Here is a 15,711-nt window from a genome sequence, read left to right as displayed (position 1 = left end):
GCATTTTTGGAAAGTCGCCAAATTTTTAAATTTGACGATTTCCAAGTAAAAAGATAAATAGCAAAATTTAAAAATTTGGCTTGTGTTTAATCCGAAAAGTAACCGCTTATTTTCAGCGCTACTTTTCATATACGGAGCCGTTACCACACATTTAAGAGCAACATTGAGAAATTGGAAAGACATAGAATGGATATTTGAGAAGGATGGAGCCTTAAGAGATATTTATGTTCAAAACGCAACAATTTCGGATTGGAAAAAAGTGGTTAATTTATTGAACTCTGATTACAAATTAACTTTTGGAGTTTGTGAAGATAATTTGACCAATAAAATTGAATTTGAATATGTGAAGACAATGTTTGCGGACGAAACAGGTGAGTTAGAAAGAAAATTTGCAACAATTGATTTGAATGGAATTATTGTTAAGTGCTACTTTTTTCTTGAAGACCAAATCGAGTTTGATTTATGGCCAGAAGATATAAAAACTGAAAACGAGCTAAATTTCGTTTTGATTTTTTTGTCATCATTAAGTTCTATATTAAAGAAAGAAGTAACTCTTAGTGGAGAAAATCAACCTGAATTTCCACTAATAAAAATTGACACTAAAAACGGAATTGAAAAAATTCTGACTGAAAAAGATGCTGAAAACCTGTGGAAAAAATCAGACCAAAATGTAAACATATTCACAATGCTGAAGTCAAAAATAATAATGAAATTCTTTCCGAAATTGTTTGAGAAGAAAGTACTTGAAAGTGCGAATAGAGAATATAAATCAACACCGAAAGAAAAAAACGTGTGGTAACAATGTATAAAAAAAATAGGAGAAGTAGTGTTAAATATCAGGTTTATGGCTCTTATCAAACTTTGTACTTAACCGAAAAATTTGAGCTTCGAACCGCCTACTTTTTATATACTGAACCGTTGTACGCAATTTGCCCGAACTGAAAAATGGACGAAAAAACAAAAAGACAAATCGAATTACATTCTGCTGGAGCAACAGTCAGACACAAAAGTTCATTTGAGGAATTGGAGCATTATTCAAACGAATTAAAACTCGAACCTGATTTTATTAAAAAATGGTGTGTTCCTTTCTATATGTTTCAGATAAATAATACGAATGAATTTATAGAGAAACTTGAGCCAATAAAAGCCGATTTAAACAATGAAGTTGTTAAGAATTTACTTGGCGATTTTAATTGGAGAACACGAATTGTTGGAGCGTATTTCTCGACAATAATGGATTTAAAAGAAGTTGAAGATATAATCGGAATTCATCTTTTAAAAAGTCAAGTTTGTTATGCTGGAACTGGATATTGTTTGACTTTAGCTTCTTTCAATACCAAAAACGGAATTGAATATTTAAAAAAATATCTTGACTATTATTTGATCCAAAAACATTTACATTTTGACCAAAGAGATGCTATATCCGCGCTAAAATGGACTGACCAACTTAACGGAACAAATGAAATGGAAAATTATTTGGATTTGTACAAAGATTGGGTTTCCGACAAATATGCTCAAAATTTAGAGGATTCATTTAAGGGATTTGAAAGTCAAATGGAGAGCTTAAATAAAATAAAGACTGCGTACAACAATATATAACCGCAATTACGGCGGATTCGACTGCGGCCGAATCCACTCGGAATTGCTAACGTCAGTTCTAAACCGAAACTAAACGCATATTAACCCGTAACTGACGGTTATACTAGACCGTTGGCAACAATATAAAAAACGACATTGCATATTAAAAACTTCATCGCTTCTGAATATAGAGACAGACTAAAGAATAAACACTTTGCTTCTCGAATTTGGAATTTTGTTTTCTTTCCAATTACAGTAGGAATGAATTACAGAATTCATAAAAAGTGGCTTAATGTATTAAAAGAACTCAAATTAACCGAAAATGATTTGGGCGATAATACTCGGATAAGTTTAAGTATTGAAAAGATGAGACCATTCGAGAAAGCAAGTAAAATTGCGGAGATAAATGTTACGGAAAAAATTAATAAAGGTTTTATAGTAATGAAAAATCAGATGTTAGTGATTTTCCCATTTCATTCACCTGAACCTGGAAATATACATCAGTTTTTTACTCAAATGGAACAACCGATTATAATTTGCCCAAAAGAAAATGTTCATCCTTTTAGAACTATTTATAAACTTTCGACTTTTGACAATATTGTAAAAATGGAAAATAACGAAAACAAAACGCTGATTTCATTAAAAGATAGAACTTATAACAAAACGATTGAATTAATAATTTATAAAAAAATACTGTTGCCAACACAGTATATAAAAAATTGCTAGTTTTAGCTAAACCAATGTTAGTTGCTTGTTTGCTAGCTTTTGATTTTCCTTCGGAAAATCCTCGCACGCAAACACTCAACTTTCCATATACAAACACGTTGCCACCAATTAAAACCGAACGCGAAAATTGAATTTAACAACTGATTCCTTAAAATATTATTTTGAAATAAATAAACGTCTGACATCTGAATTTGATACGGACTGGACACCTCTATGGAATTATTGTGAAATGACATCAATGCTGATTAAAGGACACTCTTGGACTTTTCTAATGAAAGGCGGACTAGAAAACCGAAAACTGATTTATCGGAACTGGAAAAACTCTGAACAAAACTCGAAAAATGATTTAGGAATTTTTAGTTTAAAAAATATTAAAATAGACGAAAAAGAAGTGTCGATATCATTAAATGAACTATTTGAAATTCAAAATCTTTTAAAATCTGACCTGACAATTAATAGAACTGAAAAAATTATTTTAGACGGAGTTCGGTATGAATTAACCGATTTTAAAACGGAACGAAAATACGAATGGAAATTGGACGAAGAAATGAACTCTAATTTGAAACAACTAATTGAAAAAATAACTGCCCACAACAATGGCTATAAGTAATTGCTTGTTCTCGCCTACTTCTGAAAATCCTTGCGGATTTTCAGTTTGGTGTGTACTTGCAAAGTTAAGTGCTAACCCACGCAACTACTCATAGCCGAGACCGTTGGCAACAATTTGAGAAACCAAAAGGATGGAAACAATATTCAATATTTTTACTATATGCAGCGATGGAGTAATAGAATACATTGGGTTTAAAACTCACGAACTCGAAGGAACTGATGAAAAAAAATAGAATTTCTACAAAAAAATGTAGAATCTGATTCATCGGATTTAAAATATATTAAAATTCCAGAAAGCTTTAAGCTGACTAAAGGTAATACTGAAATTGTTGGTGGAATAACCTTTGAAAGTTACAACACTTTAAATCATAATGGAACATTAAGCGTATTGTTTGAGCCAATATTTCAAATGTACGATGTTAGCCAAACACCTCTATTCGTTGTAACGTTTATCGTAGATGGGGAAATCAAAATTGAAGGTTTTGACAAGCTAAACGCAAATCCAACAGTTCCATTTACTCATTCACTTGACGAAAAAATTCCAATCGATTATATAGATAGTCATTTCACAGATAAAGGATTTGAAATGGACAGGCTTTTAGAAGATGACTTCATAAAAGCAATAAAAATTCTTTTTCAAAATGATTGTTATGTTTCTGCTTTAAAATTGTTATTATCTGCAATTGACACTATTGCATTTCTTGAATATGGAGATATACCAGGTAATTTTAAAAAATGGATTAACGAATATTGTGAAATTGAGAAAGTTAATATTACTTCAGATGAACTTTGGGAATTCAGAAATTCATTATTGCATATGACAAATGCAATATCTAGAAAAGTAAAATCAAAAGCAGTTAAAAAATTGAATTTTTATGTTAGTCATTTCGACATTGAAGAAAGAAAAAGCGATGGAGAAACAAAATTTTTCAATCTCAAAACTTTAATTACAATTGTAACAAATGGACTTGAAAAATGGGGATTATCATTTAATGAAAATCGGGATAAATTCTCATTATTTGTCGAAAGATATGACCAAGTTATTTCAGACTCTCGATATGGAAAAATGTATTATGGAAAATAAAAAACTGTTGCCAACAATGTATAACCGCAATTACGGCGGATTCGACTGCGTCCGAATCCACTCATAATTGCTAACTTTAGACTATATCGAAACTTTTCGTATATTTAATCCGTAACTGACGGTTATACTAGACCGTTGTGCGTTATTTACGAGAACCAAAATTGAACAGTCATCAATGATTAAAAAGTGGATTCATAATCTTCTCAAAAAAGAAGAAAGTAATGATATCAATCTTGATATTTTTCAAGAAGCCATAATTGATTATCGGCAAGAAGGAAAAGAACTAATGTTTAAGCTTGGAGTAAAGTTTGGTTTAAATATTGAAATTAAGGAGGAATACGAAAAATTAATTTCTAGAGGCAATAAAAGTATCCCAAGAAGAGGAGAACTTTCAAAAAGATGGAATTATAGCTTTCACGGAGGAGAATGTGGATTCTACAATAAAAAGCATCAAAAGCAAGTAGAAGTTGTTTTAACTAATCCACCTGAATTTGGACATATAGATACTTGGTTTCTTTTGTCTTATATGCAGTCAGTCGATAAGTACAAAAGTGAAGTTGCAGAAATAGATTGGCAGAAATTAAAGCTAATTGTGGAAAAATTATATTTAAATGGCAAAATCAAAAAAGTAATTGAATAAAATATACAACATACTGCTAAATGGACTTCTAATTGGAACAACTGAGTTAGAAAAGGCTGATGTACCTATTGGAGTTGCATTTGGACTAATTGAATTTAACGAAATTGAATCGCCATACGAATTCTTCAAAGATTATTACCTAAAAAACAAAATCGTGATAAATACTGATGATCCAGAATTTGAATTTATTGATACTCTAGTAATGTCGGAATTAAAAGTATTTAGACAGGATGGAATGGAAATAAAAGGAGTCGCTGGAAATGCAATCACAGGTATGAAAGACGAAGGATATGAAATCTCAATTTTAGGTATTCCATATCCATTTTACGAAGAGGAGTTTCCATACCACGTAAACAGAGTATGAAAATATGTTTGATAAAGAATAAAAAACGAACGCACAACAATGGCTATAAGTAATTGCTGGTTCTCGCCTACTTCTGAAAATCCTTACGGATTTTCAGTTTGGTATGTACTTGCAAAGTCAAGTGCTAACCCACGCAACCACTCATAGCCTATACCGTTAGCTGATATTCAAAAAACGAAATGAAAAAACAAATTCTAATAATAATTTTAATAATTTTCTCTTTTAAATCCAATGCTCAAAATCATAATGAATATTATGAAAATGGTGCTTTGAAAAAAAGTGGAGAACTAAATAAAAATGGAGAGCCTATTGGTGAATGGAAAGCTTATTATGAAAATGGCAAATTAGAGTCTATAAGAAATTATGAAAATGGTCTAGAAGTCGGAGAAACTAAAGTCTTTTATGAAAATGGACAATTAAAAGGTATTGGTAATTATAAAGCAGGTAAAGAAGATGGTGAATTTACTTTAAATCACGAAAAAGGACAACTATCATACATTAAAAACTATAAAAATGGTAATCTAAATGGAGAGTGGAAAGCATATTTTGAAAATGGTCAAATAGAATTTTCTAGAAATTATGTAAATAATATAAGAACAGGTGAAAGTAAATCATATTATGAAAATGGACAATTAAAACTTTCAGGTTCATACTATGACGGTGAGCCAACAGGAGAATTTAAATCTTACACTAGACATGACACTTTATCTGCTATTAATAATTATTTAAACGGCAAACTACATGGTGAAACAAAAAACTTTTATTTTTTAAAAGGTGAATTACATTCAGTTGGTTATTTTGAAAATGGACACAAAATAGGAGAATGGAAATATTACGATACAGAAGGAAAAGTAATAGATACTAAGTTTTACTAATTTTGAATAAAATAATTAATTAAAGATTTTATAGCTTTTGTAAAATTTAAGAAAAAAACATCTGCTAACCACCGTTTGTGGTAATTGCTAGGATAGTTCTTTTTTGGAATTTTCTCCGAAAATTCCACGAGGAGTTTTGTACTTGTAAACTTTTAGGCTAAATTTACGCAACTACTCATAGCCGGAGCCGTTGTAAGTAATTTATCAAAACCGCAAAACTGAATGAACAGAAATAAAAAAATAGCACTTTCCTTTATAATTGTATTCGGAATTTTTGTTCCTTTTATTAACTCTGTTCTGATTTTCGAAATGTTCTTTTTACTAATTCCCTTTGCTATAATTTTCGTTGTGACTTTAATATATTTAATTATTAGTCTGCTAAATAAAAAATTGAACACTCGAAAAGCAATGTTTGTGTTTTCAATACTTCCGATTTTTGTTGTGTCTCAATTAACATCTGACTTTTTATTTGACCGATTCCAAAGATTTAGAATAAAAAGAGCAGTAACTGAAATTGAAAAATCCAAAGTTCTAACTGGCGAGTTTCCGAAAAACGTTGACTTGAGAATGGGAATTGAATATACTGCTGGAAAAAACGGATACGGATTTAAATATTCAAGAGGATTTTTGGAAACAGTGAGATATAATTCAACGGATAGAGAATTTATAACTTATGGTTGGAATGATTAAAAAACTACCTACAACAATGTATAACCGCAATTACGGCGGATTCGACTACGTCCGAATCCACTCGGAATTGCTAAAGTCAGTACTAAACCGAAAATTAACGCATATTAACCCGTAACTGACGGTTATACGAGACCGTTGTAAAACATTTAAGAGATGAGAGAACCAATTAACATTTTGGACAAAAAACAACAAGTGGAATTGCCAGTTGGAATCTACAGTCTGAAAGTTTTAGGCGGTTGGAAAGTAATTACAAATAACTTTTCTTTAATTCTACGAGAAGTAAACGGAGAAACTATCATTAAACCAAAAGAAACGTTTTGGAGAATTCAATCTTTTGCCTTTGGAAAAAGAGCAAAAAAGATAGCTTCAGTTGACATCCCGAAAAGAGCAACATATGAAATTGAATTTTTAAATCCCTCGGACTTAAAAGTCAAAAAATCTAACCTTATTATATTGGGCTTTTTCCAAAACTATCTTCCAACTAATGAAATTCAAATTTGTATAGAATGAAAAAAATTATCGGAATTTTAATTTTGGTTTTGATTTGTGAGTCTTGCAACCATTGGAATGAAAAGAAAGAGACAATTCTTCTGGCTGACCGAGAAGCACCTTTGGGTTGGGTTTATTTAAGAATTTATAAAGACAAGACTTTTGAATTTGAATCTCGTGGATTAGAACGCAAAGGAGATATTTATGCTGGAACTATGGAATTAAAAAACGATACAATATATTTTCATTATTCTGACTCAATTCCAAAAGCTGGCAACAAAGCTATTTTGATTAAAAATGTTGTTTCGTACTTTAGTGGAGAATATCCCGAAAGACTGGAAATAAAAAAGAATAAATTGTTAACTGAATAAAAAAACGCAGTACAATAATGACTATAAGTAATTGCTTGTTCTCGCCTACTTCTGAAAATCCTCGCGGATTTTCAGCTTGGTGTGTACTTGTAAAGTTAAGTGCTAACCCACGCAACTACTCATAGCCGAACCGTTATAGGGCATTTTAAAAGACGACAGTAACAGATGAAAATATTAGGACTGACAATATCATTTTTACTTCTTTTTACTTCATATAAGGAGACAAAAAAAGAGACTTTTGACCTAAACTCATTTCCAAAGGAGTGGGTTAGACTAACAGACAAGGAAGGAAAACTTGTTGTATATAATTCTTGTGACGCAGGAAATTTGTTGTTGACAATTTCCAACAACAGAAACCATTTTGAATTATTACTGCACGGACAACAAGAAGATTATGACTTTGAAATATTAGAATCAGCTCAACTAAATGATACGATTTTCCTAAAAGCAAAATGGAAGGGCTCTGACGAAAAACAAGACTTCAAATTCTTTTGGACAAATAAAGAAAAAGGCTTAGGAAGGTTTATTACAACATATTCAAGCGGTTTTACCTCAGACAATTTATTTGTAACAGGAGACAAGCAAACAAACTTTGAGAAATTTGACCAGCCTTGCCGTGAATGTTGGGGTGACGAATGTGATGAAATAGAAAAGGATATAGAAAAAATTGACAAGCCTATTGAAACAATTAAGAAAGTATTTGACGACTATGTTAAGCATCAAGAATCAACAGACTCTCAAGACAACAAAGATTTAATGACCAACAGTCTTAAATCACTTGACAAGGTGACAGAACCTGAGGAGTTAGAAATTTTAATTAATATATGGATGTATTACGACCCAATAGATTTTCCCAGCAGAGATTTAGTATTTAATGTTTTACAGAAAAACCGTCCTGAGAGCATCCAAGCGATAAAGACAAGAATAAATAATAAAAAAGAATGGGAAACAGACAATACTGCACCTTATTCTGAACTCAATTATTTGCTTAAACAACTTGACGAATGAAAAGAAAAACGCACTATAACAGCACCTACCCAAAAGGCGGGGTTTCGTGTTCCAAAGACAGTTTTGTGGTTAATGGAACATTAGTTTTTCAAATCAAGTTTTGTGGTAAAAGTCCCGCCCTTCGGGTAGCTGCAAAACGTTAGCGTCAACTTTACAAAATTGTGCTTAAAATGAAATTTAAAATTGCTTTACTCATATTCATTATCTCGGAAATTTCATTTGGACAAATAGATGATTCTAAATTCAGAATTAATGTATTGAAAGAAAATATTGTTGGTAAAGAATTTACGTTTGGTGAATGCGACGAAAAAGGCGGAACAGAAACTATTCTGACCTATTTAGGAAGCGTAAAAACCGAAAAAGGCAAAACTTACAAAATACTGAACTCTATATGGACTTGGGGAATATCTTGTCGTGCAACAACAAGAATATTGGTATTTAATGAAAAGGATGAGTATGTTGGAAATTATTACTTATTTGATTCATGTGATTTGCCTACAAAACTCGAAAATGGTTTTTTAATAATTAGCAATGTAAATGATGAGTGTGATAGGAAAACCGAATCAAAAATCAATATTAATCAAGGATTGCCGAAAAGTATTTTAGGCTATAATTTTAAAAGCTAAAAAAGCAGCCGCTAACAGCAGTTAAAATAAATGGCTAAGGCAAGGGCATACTTCCGAATTTTCTCCAAAAATTCAAAAGTTTGCGGTATATTTGTTTTGGCTAGGTTTTGGCTCGTCGCCACTTCTTAAAGCCGCGAAACGTTGTGTGTAATGCGAGACAAACATCTGAACTAAAAAATAATTGAAGGAAAAGATTTATAATTTAGGAAAAAAATCTCTAATGATTTGGGGTGGAATATCACTAATTGGAATAATTCTGATTTTTGGCTATCTCGCCTACTCGACTACAATTGGAAATAAAACTGTCGAAAATAAAGCAACGAAATCTGATGTAAGATTCGTGCTAAATTGGTGTGGACTTGGAGACGATAGAATTGAGAAAGTGACGAATAGTTATGAATCTGGTCGCATATGGAATTGACATTTCGAAAGTAACTCACGATGAACTGAAAAACAAAAAAGGCTTTTATCGATTAGATAGTTTACCTAAAGTTTTGAATGATGCTGTTGAAATGACGAATGGCTGGCAATATCAAATCCCTTGGTTTCCGAAATTAGAAGATTTGCAAAAAGAAGATGTTTATGTCTATCCTTGGAGCATATATTGCAATGGAATTGACCCAATTGGTGCGGAATTAATTTTTGTAATACCGAATGAAAACAAAGTATATTATATTGAAACAAAAATGTAATGAAAGCACTACACACAACAAAGAACTGAGATAAAAAACAAACTTTTTTAGAGTAATTTTTCACACTATTCGTCTAGGCTTACATTATTATTGAAGCCTTATTTCTTCTTTTTTGCTTATAATTTAATTTGATCCTAATACAGAAACAAAAGTTTCATCATAAGGATTTCCTGATTTTGCAATGGCAAAGGATTGTTTTAAGAGCTTGTTTGAAACTGCTATTAATGCTAGCTTTTTACTCTTCCCTTTGTTTACTATTCGTTCGTAAATTGCTTTACAAGCCTTATTGTGCTTACAAGCATTGAAGGAACATAAAAAAACAAGATTTCGTAATTTTCTGTTTCCTACTTTGCTAATCCGACTGCGACCCTTAACACTACTCCCTGATTCTCTTATGGTTGGTGTGATTCCAACATAGCTGCATAATTGTGATGCTGTTTCAAATTTCTTAAATCCATCGGTTACGACAATTAAGAACAAAGCTGTTTTCAAACCTATTCCTGGGATACTCTGTAATAGTGTCAATTGATTTTGTTGATCTTGTTTTATCAAACTAAGCAACTTTTGCTCAATGCCTAATATCTCTTTATCAAGATGTTTTTTGTCTCTATTTAAAGAACGATACACACATTTAGATGGAGTTCCCATGACTTCTTCTCCATGTAATTTGTTCTTAGTTGCTGTTCTTTTTTTGATAAAACTATCTAGTAATCGAAACAGTTGTAGGCATTCACTTTGAACATCGGTAAGTGCACTATACAGTGGAACCTCATGTATCATACCGTAATTACAGATTGCTTTTGCATCGCTCTTATCGGTTTTTACCTTTGCTAATTTCATCTGGATAAATCGTTTTACTGACAAAGGATTTACTACTGAAACAATCACATTTTGGTTGTATAAAAACTGTGCAAATCGGTAATGATAATAACCTGTAGCTTCCATAACTACTAAACTATCTTTTGATAGAATTTCTAAAAACTTCTTGAATCCAGTAGCTTCATTCTTAAATTGTAGATGTCCTTGAACACTACCATAACAATCAAAAACATCTTTACTAATGTCAATTCCAAAAGTTTCATTATATTTATTCATCAGAAATAATTTATGAAAGAATAATCTACTTGACTCACAACAACTTGAAAACGAGATCTAGGTCTCACAGAACTGAACGTGATTTTTAGTAGAAAAGAGAGAGGATTATCAATGTTGTCGAAGTCAACGCTTTACCGTATATAGTAACCTTAATTCTCTCTTTTATTCTTTCTGATTAATAATATGTAATTTAGTTATTTAATTAAAATGCTAACTTAAGTTGTATATAAAAAATAGCGCAAGTCATTGCTAACGCAAAGGTTTGGGCATTTTTGGAAAGTCGCCAAATTTTTAAATTTGACGATTTCCAAGTAAAAAGATAAATAGTAAAATTTAAAAATTTGGCTTGTGTTTAATCCGAAAAGTAACCGCTTATTTTCAGCACTACTTTTCATATACGGAGCCGTTAGCGGTCATTCCCCCTAGACTACCGCCCTGACCCCGTAAGCTAACGGCAGAAAAGTGGAGTAATGAAAGGAATTAATAAATAGAAAATATTTTTTTTGTAAATATTTGATTTACAAAATATTAATAAAACATTAGTTAGAATTGTAGAGCGACACAGAAACATAACAAAAAATATCAAATAAATGATAGAAACGGAAAGACTAATTTTAAAACCATTGACTTACGACCAGTTAGTAAAATATACTAATCACTCCAATTCAAACAGGTAAAAAAGAAGATAATCAAGTAATATATGTAGTTGAAATTCCTAAAAGTAATACAGCTCATCAAATGAATGACAAAAGATATTACCGCAGGTATAATTTTCAATCTTTAGCTATGGAAGATTGGGAAATCAAAGATATAATTAATCGTTTATCTAAAACTCAATTCAGTTTACGTTTTGAGACAAATACTCCTAAAAGATTATTGGGAAAATGGTTAACTCCAAAAATAGGAATTGAAATTTGGATTCATAACTCTGGAAATAAGATTATCAAATATTTAGATTGTTATATGACTGGAGATTCGAATACTGCCAAAAATATATCTGAACCTTTTGTAAATAAGGAATTTGAAAAATACTTCTCAAATATAGTTGAGCGGGAAGTCACAATTGGAAATGATACCTTTACTTTAAATTCAGAAAGATCCGTAATTTTGCCAAATACATCCCGAAGAATTGGAAAGATTGAAATTTATGAACGTTTCGTTCACGAAGATAGTGAATTGACTTTTCAAATTTCTACTGAAGATAATGTGCAATATTTCAAGTATAAAGGCAGAGAATTAATTGAATAACGAACGCCCAACACGGTGTATAAGTAATAGCGGTTTAAGTGATAAAACAAAAGTATAAACATAAAACAAAGGTCAGTGCAAAACCGAAAGGTTTGTGAGTAAAATCCGCTACTACTCATACACTAGACCGTTGTGCATAATTAAAAAAAAGAGAATATGAAATCAAAATTTCCCGGATATTTCAAATTAATCGATGAAGAAATCAACCACCTGTGGGGAAATTCATTGTTTGTTTTTGATGCAAATATTCTTTTAAATCTTTACAGGTATTCAGATGAAACTAGGGATGATTTCTTTAAAATTTTAGAAAAAGTCAAAGATAGAATTTGGATTCCTCACCAATCTGCAAGCGAATTTTTCGAAAATAGGCTCAATGTAATAAGTCAACAGGAAAAATCATATGAGGAAGCAATTAATTCATTAAAATCCATAGAAAATGAATTTAAAAATTCTCGTCAACATCCATTTATTACACCAAAATTATTAAAAAAGTTTTCAATTTTAAGTGAGGAAATTTGTGGTCAATTAACTGAATCTAAAGAATTTCATAATAAGAGAATTCATCAAGACGATATTTTGAATAAAATTGAGAATTTATTTAATGAAAAGGTCGGCAACGAATATGAAAAAAGTAAACTCGAGGAAATCTATAAAGAAGGAGAAATCAGATTTTTAGATAAAATCCCACCTGGCTATAAAGACGTTGGGAAAAAAGATGAAACTTCAAAAGATGTAAGAAAGTTTGGGGATTTGATAGTTTGGAAACAAATATTAGAAAAAAGTAAAGAACTAAAACAAAGTATAATCCTTATAACAGATGATAGAAAAGAAGATTGGTGGGTAAGATTTAAAGGAAAAACCTTAAGCCCAAGACCTGAATTAAAGAAAGAATTTCAAACGGAGACAGAACAGCCTTTTCATATGTATCAATCGGATAGATTTCTTGAATTTGCAAGAGACTATTTAAACGAAAAAATAAATGATAACGCTATTCAAGAAATTAGAGATTTAAGACAACTTGATGAGAGAAGACGTCTTCAAAATATGAGAAAAAAAAGAGAATATCTTGAATATAGAGAAATTAAAGAGAAAATATTAAAACAAAAAATAGTACTTGAAGATGAATTAAAGTTTCTAATTGATAAAAGAGGATTTGTGGAAGAAGCTTTAAATGAACAATATCATTCTTTAGATAATAGTGACCCAAGTGGATTTGACGATAGTAAAATGATTCGATTAAAACACGAATTAAAAAACATTAACTCTCATATAGAACATATGAAGTCAAAAGTACAAGATTTAAAACTAGATGAATTACAAGATAGAATTATAAGAAATAAAACTATGCACAACAATGACTATAAGTAATTGCTTGTTCTCGCCTCCTTTTGAAAATCTTCGCGGATTTTCAGTTTGGTATGTACTTGCAAAGTCAAGTGCTAACCCACGCAACCACTCATAGCCTATACCGTTGTACACAATACTAAAAATGACACTCCGTAAAATTTTAATAATTGTATTCGTAATTTTCATTTCTTGCAAAACTGCAAAAATGGAGACGAATTCTTTATCTCAAAAAACGGAACAAACCGAATCCAATTTTCCAAAACAAATCGGATTTATAAATGACTTTGAGAATATATTCACGGAGGCACAAGAAGATCAACTGACTAAATTTCTCAGTTACTATCAAAACACATCAAACCGAGAGATTGCGGTAATAACTATAGATTCAATTCCAAAGAGTATGGAATTTGACCAATATGCTATCAAAATTTCAGAAAATTGGAAAGTGGGAAAAAACAATAACGGAAATGGACTTACAGTTGTTTTAAGTAGAAACTTAAAAACAATCAGAATTTCAACAACTGACAAAACAAAACAACTTTATCTTTCTGACGAGTTCTGCAAAAAAGTAATTGACGAAAATATGATACCTGAGTTTAAAAAAGGAAACTATTATGACGGAATATTACTAGGCCTTAATGAACTAATAAGAAAATGGTTATAAAGTAATGTGTACAACAGCAGTTAAAATAAATGGCTAAGGCAAGGGCATACTTCCGAATTTTCTCCAAAAATTCAAAAGTTTGCGGTATATTTGTTTTGGCTAGGTTTTGGCTCGTCGCCACTTATTTTAGCTGTAACCCGTTGTGCAACATTTGAAAAACTGCCTGAAAATATGAATAAAACCAAAATATTATGTCTTGTTGGACTTACCCTATTCGTAATCAGTTATATAATGTTCTCACAAGGTGGAGAATTCATTTATTCTCAGAAACCGATTGATTTTGCCCATTGGATGAACTTGATTGGCGGAGCACTTCTAATCAATTTTAATAATGTCTTCCCTAAAAATAAAATAAATTCAGTTGCTTCCTTTTTAACAACCTTGGGAGTAATTGGCAATATTGGACTTTGCGCTTTAGATTTGCTAATGTGGAGCTACGGAATGGACTTTGAAGGAAGAGCCGAATTGGGAAATCAAATTAGTAAAACACCTTCAATATTTTATCCATTTCAAGTATTCGGACCTTCACTCCTATTGATTGGATTATCGCTGCACGCGTGGAATTTTATTCGTGGAAAACCATTAATTTCCTTATTGGCAATACTTGGAGCGCCATTTATCGGAATTTCGTTTTTCATCTTAAAAAATGGGATGTTGATGGCGGTTTCTTGTTTTCTATTTGCATTGGGACTTGGACTACTTTTATTTCAGCCTGAAAATAAATCATTTGAAGAAAAAAGTGAATCTACCAAAAGTAATAAATAAAAAACGTTGCACAACAATGTATAACCGCAATTACGGCGGATTCGACTACGTCCGAATCCACTCGGAATTGCTAAAGTCAGTACTAAACCGAAAATTAACGCATATTAACCCGTAACTGACGGTTATACGAGACCGTTAGCAGTAATAGTAAAAAAACAGAACGTAAAATATATGGCATTCGATTGGGCATTATTTTTAAGTGATGAATTTCATCCAACATTTCAAAAAGAATTGAGTAAACAATTATTTGAAAAAGGAAGTATTAGAACTGGATTTAAAAATTTTGAAGAACTTGACTTTCAAATCATTATTGGAATGCAAGATTCTGAAATTAAACAAGTTGATAATAAAATGTTTGCTAAAATAGATTTTATAACTCCTGGTTCTTTTTCTATTCCTGTTGAAATATATTGGACAACTGAAGATTCTTCAAATCTTTCTGAAATTCACAAAAATGATATTTCAAAAATGAATATCGAAATTAATTGGGGTGAAAATTTCCCTTGTGATGAAATATTACCATGGATGATGGTTGATCCAGAATGAGTAAATAAAACTACTACTGCTAACAGGCGTTTGGCAAGATTGCGAATTTTATAGTAAATTCACGTTTATTTCTCGCAAGAAATTTTATTTTTAACATAAAATAATCGGTTCCGAAGCTCGCAACCTTGCCAAGCGCCGGAACGTTATGCATAATTATGAAAAAACTAATCCAAATAATATTCCTAAGTTAAATAATTACATCATGTGCCTCAGATAAAAAAGCTTTAAAATCTGATGTAACTAAAGTTTCTATTGAGGAAAGTGAGAGTGAAAAAAATTTAAATATTACATTTC

At 31.1% G+C, this 15,711-nt stretch carries 20 protein-coding genes; 19 read left to right on the top strand and 1 reads right to left on the bottom strand.

The features are described from left to right. Positions 1 to 82 precede the first annotated feature (82 nt). The 14 genes from LXD69_RS11695 (at position 83) to LXD69_RS11630 (ending at position 9,752) form a co-directional block, all read left to right on the top strand. Entirely contained in the window at positions 83 to 799 is a 717-nt protein-coding gene (locus LXD69_RS11695; protein WP_246915559.1) for a hypothetical protein, read from the top strand. Between the two features lie 146 nt (positions 800 to 945). Beyond that, positions 946 to 1,599, top strand: coding sequence for a DUF6000 family protein (locus tag LXD69_RS11690; protein ID WP_246915558.1), 654 nt, complete (start codon positions 946 to 948; stop codon positions 1,597 to 1,599). A gap of 135 nt (positions 1,600 to 1,734) precedes the next feature. Further along, a complete protein-coding gene (locus tag LXD69_RS11685) occupies positions 1,735 to 2,304 on the top strand; it encodes a hypothetical protein (protein ID WP_246915557.1) in 570 nt (189 codons plus the stop codon). A gap of 127 nt (positions 2,305 to 2,431) precedes the next feature. Then, positions 2,432 to 2,914 carry a hypothetical protein gene (locus LXD69_RS11680; protein ID WP_246915556.1) on the top strand — a complete coding sequence of 161 codons (483 nt, stop codon included), beginning with the start codon at positions 2,432 to 2,434 and terminating at the stop codon, positions 2,912 to 2,914. A gap of 408 nt (positions 2,915 to 3,322) precedes the next feature. Beyond that, entirely contained in the window at positions 3,323 to 3,997 is a 675-nt protein-coding gene (locus LXD69_RS11675; protein WP_246915555.1) for a hypothetical protein, read from the top strand. 175 nt (positions 3,998 to 4,172) lie between these two features. After that, on the top strand, positions 4,173 to 4,637 hold the full coding sequence (locus LXD69_RS11670; RefSeq protein WP_246915554.1) for a DUF6896 domain-containing protein: 465 nt from the start codon (positions 4,173 to 4,175) through the stop codon (positions 4,635 to 4,637). Continuing rightward, positions 4,630 to 5,001, top strand: a complete 372-nt coding sequence (locus LXD69_RS11665; RefSeq protein ID WP_246915553.1) for a hypothetical protein — start codon at positions 4,630 to 4,632, stop codon at positions 4,999 to 5,001. The genes LXD69_RS11670 and LXD69_RS11665 overlap by 8 nt, the downstream gene beginning before the upstream one ends. Positions 5,002 to 5,180: 179 nt before the next feature. Further along, positions 5,181 to 5,876 (top strand): toxin-antitoxin system YwqK family antitoxin, encoded by a 696-nt coding sequence (locus LXD69_RS11660; RefSeq protein WP_246915552.1) that lies wholly within the window; start codon positions 5,181 to 5,183, stop codon positions 5,874 to 5,876. Between the two features lie 390 nt (positions 5,877 to 6,266). Further along, positions 6,267 to 6,566, top strand: coding sequence for a hypothetical protein (locus LXD69_RS11655; RefSeq protein WP_246915551.1), 300 nt, complete (start codon positions 6,267 to 6,269; stop codon positions 6,564 to 6,566). 153 nt (positions 6,567 to 6,719) lie between these two features. After that, entirely contained in the window at positions 6,720 to 7,076 is a 357-nt protein-coding gene (locus LXD69_RS11650; RefSeq protein ID WP_246915550.1) for a hypothetical protein, read from the top strand. Continuing rightward, the gene (locus tag LXD69_RS11645) at positions 7,073 to 7,426 is read left to right on the top strand and encodes a hypothetical protein (RefSeq protein WP_246915549.1); all 354 of its coding nucleotides are present in this window, start codon (positions 7,073 to 7,075) and stop codon (positions 7,424 to 7,426) included. Before LXD69_RS11650 ends, LXD69_RS11645 begins: the two co-directional genes overlap by 4 nt. Before the next feature lie 165 nt (positions 7,427 to 7,591). Then, a complete protein-coding gene (locus LXD69_RS11640) occupies positions 7,592 to 8,434 on the top strand; it encodes a hypothetical protein (protein ID WP_246915548.1) in 843 nt (280 codons plus the stop codon). 170 nt (positions 8,435 to 8,604) lie between these two features. Beyond that, positions 8,605 to 9,060, top strand: coding sequence for a hypothetical protein (locus LXD69_RS11635; protein WP_246915547.1), 456 nt, complete (start codon positions 8,605 to 8,607; stop codon positions 9,058 to 9,060). A gap of 395 nt (positions 9,061 to 9,455) precedes the next feature. Next, positions 9,456 to 9,752 carry a hypothetical protein gene (locus tag LXD69_RS11630; RefSeq protein ID WP_246915546.1) on the top strand — a complete coding sequence of 99 codons (297 nt, stop codon included), beginning with the start codon at positions 9,456 to 9,458 and terminating at the stop codon, positions 9,750 to 9,752. 123 nt (positions 9,753 to 9,875) lie between these two features. On the opposite strand, the gene LXD69_RS11625 is transcribed toward LXD69_RS11630, so the two are convergent. Beyond that, positions 9,876 to 10,847 (bottom strand): IS110 family RNA-guided transposase, encoded by a 972-nt coding sequence (locus LXD69_RS11625; protein WP_246915545.1) that lies wholly within the window; start codon positions 10,845 to 10,847, stop codon positions 9,876 to 9,878. 738 nt (positions 10,848 to 11,585) lie between these two features. On the opposite strand from LXD69_RS11625, the gene LXD69_RS11620 reads away from it, so the two are divergent. The 5 genes from LXD69_RS11620 to LXD69_RS11600 all read left to right on the top strand — a co-directional run bounded on the left by LXD69_RS11620 (position 11,586) and on the right by LXD69_RS11600 (position 15,417). Next, positions 11,586 to 12,095: a hypothetical protein gene (locus LXD69_RS11620; protein ID WP_246915544.1), complete on the top strand. Its 510-nt coding sequence runs from the start codon at positions 11,586 to 11,588 to the stop codon at positions 12,093 to 12,095. Between the two features lie 156 nt (positions 12,096 to 12,251). Further along, positions 12,252 to 13,463, top strand: coding sequence for a PIN-like domain-containing protein (locus LXD69_RS11615; protein WP_246915543.1), 1,212 nt, complete (start codon positions 12,252 to 12,254; stop codon positions 13,461 to 13,463). A gap of 184 nt (positions 13,464 to 13,647) precedes the next feature. After that, a complete protein-coding gene (locus LXD69_RS11610) occupies positions 13,648 to 14,106 on the top strand; it encodes a TPM domain-containing protein (protein ID WP_246915542.1) in 459 nt (152 codons plus the stop codon). 171 nt (positions 14,107 to 14,277) lie between these two features. Beyond that, on the top strand, positions 14,278 to 14,871 hold the full coding sequence (locus tag LXD69_RS11605) for a hypothetical protein (RefSeq protein WP_246915541.1): 594 nt from the start codon (positions 14,278 to 14,280) through the stop codon (positions 14,869 to 14,871). A 171-nt stretch (positions 14,872 to 15,042) separates the two neighbouring features. Then, entirely contained in the window at positions 15,043 to 15,417 is a 375-nt protein-coding gene (locus LXD69_RS11600) for a hypothetical protein (protein WP_246915540.1), read from the top strand. Positions 15,418 to 15,711 lie beyond the last annotated feature (294 nt).

Source organism: Flavobacterium sediminilitoris, assembly GCF_023008245.1.
Taxonomy (GTDB): domain Bacteria; phylum Bacteroidota; class Bacteroidia; order Flavobacteriales; family Flavobacteriaceae; genus Flavobacterium; species Flavobacterium sediminilitoris.
This window is presented reverse-complemented; position numbering and strand designations above follow the sequence as displayed.